The following is a 3,686-nucleotide window of genomic DNA, read 5'->3' on the forward strand; positions in this document are numbered from 1 at the left end:
CCACATGGCCAGCCCCCATCCGGACAGAAAGGAGCAGTCGTTGTCGTAGATCCTGGAATCGTTGACTCGGTCGATGATGATGCCGTTCTGGCCGTGCCCGGCCCGCACCCGGCGAATGGTTGCCCGATCGGAGGATTCGACGGCCAGCCCTGAGCCGTACTGCGAGATCCACTTCTCCTGGTCATTGTTGTGCGGGAAGAGCCAGTCGCTGCCGTCCTCGGCCTCGGGCGTCGAGAGCAAGTGCTTCTGATAGTTGCCCGACACGTCGATGTCTTCGACGGTCAGGCCGGGGCAGTTCACCGCGTAGATGCCCACCTTGTAGCCTTGAACCCTGAGGTTGCGAATGGTGATGTTGCTGCCGGTCACGACCACGCCCGTCCCGTTGAACTCATCGGGCTGCTGAGCCGGTTTGGCCCCATCGAGTGTGGCGCCCTGGAAATCCACAGTAATGTTGTCGCCCTTGACTCGCACCGCCCCCCTGCCGTCCCGGTCGATCAAGGAGTATACCCCCTTGGTGATGCTGGTATTCTGGCTGATCTCCATTCCCGGCTGGGTCAGCGACGTGCCCTGACATCCGGCATTCATCCAGAACAGAACCGCGCCGATCGTCGCCCACACGCATGAACGGGACATCACGTTCCTCCATCGCTCGATATCCGGTGTGACCTCGAGGCCGTTCGCCGCCTTCGGTGAAGCTGTGCCCCGCGCTGCTCAATAGAACAAGTACACCCACCAGTTCTTCATGGGCCTGCCGTCGTCGTCGATGCACTTGTTGTCCAGGCCAGGCATCGACTGGCACCAGTAGACGATCCACCGGCCCATGCAGTCCGGAGCCACCGCGCGGTATTGCTCGGTCATCTTGATGTTGAACTCGGTGAGCTTGTCCTTGCCCGCCGGACCGTTGCACAGGCGATAGTTCTCGATGGCGCACTCGACGGTGTTGGGGCTGTCCAGATCGTAGTGGAACCTCGCACCGGGGGGCCAGTGGTTGCTGCCGCAGAACACGTCAAACGGGGCGACGGAGTATTCCTTGCCCTTATACAGCATGGTGATCTTGTCTTTCGAAGGATAGGTCACCTTGCACTTCTCGCGATCGTAGGACATCTCATAGAGCGACTTGAACGGCAGCTTGTGCCGCTTGTCCCAATCGAGGCCTGCAAATTCCCGGAAGTACTTCGTGTGGTAAGCGATTGTGTCGTGATTGGCGTGCCCCTCCAGCAGGTGACCGAAGTTCTCCAGCTGGCAACCGACGCCCCGGTGCGGATTGAAGAAGTAGATGCGGAACGAGTGCCCCGTCCACGGCATGGTGTCGTCCTCGCCACCGTTGCCCGCCTTGCCGTATGTGCCAGCGATTGGCCGGCCGTTCTTGTCGTAGTACTGCTTGAGCTCGATGACCTCGAACGCCGGCCAGCCCTTCTCATGATCGTGAATACAGTAGAACCAGAGTTCATGCACGATTCCGGCCTGGATCAGCGCTTTGAGGTCCAGATATCGACCGGGCGTGGAGGGATCTTCGAAGCCATAGTACTTGGCGAACTCCTCGGTGTAGAGCCGGTTGTAGTCGCACCACATGTCGGCGGGCTTGCTCGGCAGCACCGGGAAGAGCGTGCTGGATGACTTGGCCATATCCGGCGCCGGCTTCTTGTCGCGGAGGTCGACGTACTTGATCACGCGGTAATCCAGAAAGGCCGGTGCTTTGGGATCCTGGTACCCGTGGTACCTGCTGCTCTCGGCCAAGGCTTTGATGAACTTCTCAGTCTGGTCCTTGATGGCCGGCATCTCGACATCGTTCGCGAAGTTCAGCACCAGGACGCGAGGCTGCATCTTGCGGATCCGGGTGTGGTTCTCAACCAACCACGGCTCCGAAGCTCGGAAACAGGTCTTGTTCGGCCAGATGGTGGAATCGTCGGGCAGGTCGGCCGGTCGGTTCACAAGCGAGGCCTTGGGGCGAGCCATTGGAGCCGAAGGGGCCTGTTCGGCGGCTGACGCGACACAAGACATCAGGAACAGGGTGGAGCCAATCGTCAGGACTCGGTACATCAACACGCCTCCCCGAGGGAATGAAGGATACAGGTCCGTCATAGGGTAGCGGTGGCGGCGGGATTGGCAAGCGAGAGAAAACCGCAAAGGTCCCGTGCCGGCGGCTCGCCCCCGGCCAACATCGTGTCGGCGACCTTCGGGGGCGTCAGATCCCGACGTCCTTTGAGAGCCGGCGTGCCCTGGGCGTCCGGGTGGCCATCTTGGCCGCCGGCCGGGGGTGAAGCACAGGTGAGAGGGCTTCGTTCGGTTCCCTGCCGAGCCGCCTTCCGGCATGTCGCCGGTGCAGTCCGGCCGTTTTGCCGGGCGTAAGCTGCTGCCCTTGGTACCTGACGAGGTCCGCGGGAATACGTCCGATAACCTTCTCACCCGTGCTCCTGTCCACAATCATGGAGGGAATTCTGAGATAGTGACGGATTTGAGTCCCTTTTTGATTGACGCACGGCCCCCGCGAGGCATATGATGGCTTCTGACGTTATCGGGACAGGGTGCCTCTGGGGTGCCCGGGGAAAGAGAGCTGCCCACGTCCGCTGTGTCGTCTGGACCTGTTGGTCAGCCTCGAACATGTTTGTTGCGGTACCGCACCTGCGGGCATCTTGGGGCTTGAGCCACACGCGGGGCGTCTGGTTGGCCCAGATGCTCATGGTCAGGGGAATTGCCCGGTCTCGATCGACGTCGGATGAGGAAGCGAGGGGCAGCAGAGGCGTTGCCCAGGAACACGAACCCATGAAAGGAGATTGGAAATGAGAGCACTGGTCAGTTCCGTCGTTCTGTGCCTCTTGGTGGGCCTGCCTGCCATGGGCGGCACGCTGGTGAGTGTCCCTCTGGATCAGCAAATCGATCTGGGCAGTGGACCGGCGATCAACGTGCCTCCGGGGCTTGATGGCAGCCTGAGTTTCCTCTCAGACGAAACGCCCGGCTACTGCCGCAACAGCATCAAAGGTGGCGGCTGGTACTACGGTCCCTACATCGATTTCCGCCTGCTGGGGCTCGGCGACATCGACTTCACCACACCGGGAGCGACGATGGAGATCGACGTTCGCTATTTCCAGGGTGGCGACAACCCGACTCCTTACGGTGATGCCCCGGTCTTCTTCCGGGCCTACACGTACACGGCCGCCGGGGCTTACGTGGGGAATCGAGACTATGGCATTTTCTATGGCCCGTCAGGGGAGAGTTTCTTCCCCACGTGGACGCACAAGTCCGTTCCCTTGAACGACAAGGCCGCCTGGATGTACACCGACAGTGACCCGGACACCAATCCATTCGATCCGACCAAGGTCGCCCGGATTCGGTTCTACGGCACCGACTGGCAAGGGAAAGGGCAGGACTTCGTGGACTTCAAGAACTTCGCGATCACGCCTGAGCCCGCGACGCTGGCCCTGCTCGGCCTGGGCGGCCTGGCGCTGGTTCGCCGTCGACGTTGATCACCGTGTTCCGAGTCGCTTGCGGAAAGCCGATCGCCGCCCGGAGCAGGTTGTCTCGAGAGCTCCGTCGGCGGCGATCGGCCGGCCGCTTCTCGTAGTGACAGGGTATGCAGCAGTTCTCCGGGGGGGGGGGCGCGGGGTACTGCGCCCCGTTCCCCCCGTAGATGACCGAGCTCGCTTCCTTTTCGGCGAACGAGGGTGGCAGGCAGGCAGCGATCGAGC

3 protein-coding genes are annotated in these 3,686 nt (G+C 61.7%); 1 reads left to right on the forward strand and 2 read right to left on the reverse strand.

Features of this window, described 5'->3' with window-relative positions; all coding sequences use genetic code 11:
- Together KA354_25230 and KA354_25235 are read right to left on the reverse strand one after the other, a co-directional pair.
- Positions 1-633 (reverse strand): right-handed parallel beta-helix repeat-containing protein (locus KA354_25230; protein ID MBP7937952.1); only part of this gene is annotated, 633 nt, incomplete at its 3' end.
- Positions 634-711: 78 nt separating this feature from the next.
- Complete coding sequence (locus KA354_25235) at positions 712-2,040, reverse strand: hypothetical protein (protein MBP7937953.1); 1,329 nt, start codon at positions 2,038-2,040, stop codon at positions 712-714.
- Positions 2,041-2,780: 740 nt separating this feature from the next.
- Between KA354_25235 and KA354_25240 the strand changes: the two genes are divergently transcribed.
- The gene (locus KA354_25240) at positions 2,781-3,464 is read left to right on the forward strand and encodes a PEP-CTERM sorting domain-containing protein (protein ID MBP7937954.1); all 684 of its coding nucleotides are present in this window, start codon (positions 2,781-2,783) and stop codon (positions 3,462-3,464) included.
- Positions 3,465-3,686 lie beyond the last annotated feature (222 nt).

The sequence above is a fragment of the Phycisphaerae bacterium genome, assembly GCA_018003015.1.
Lineage (GTDB): Bacteria > Planctomycetota > Phycisphaerae > UBA1845 > PWPN01 > JAGNEZ01.

Excerpts from the sequence above, each read along its gene's own strand:
- KA354_25235 (MBP7937953.1), bottom strand. The coding sequence starts at position 2,040 with ATGTACCGAGTCCTGACGATTGGCTCCACCCTGTTCCTGATGTCTTGT.
- KA354_25240 (MBP7937954.1), top strand. The coding sequence starts at position 2,781 with ATGAGAGCACTGGTCAGTTCCGTCGTTCTGTGCCTCTTGGTGGGCCTG.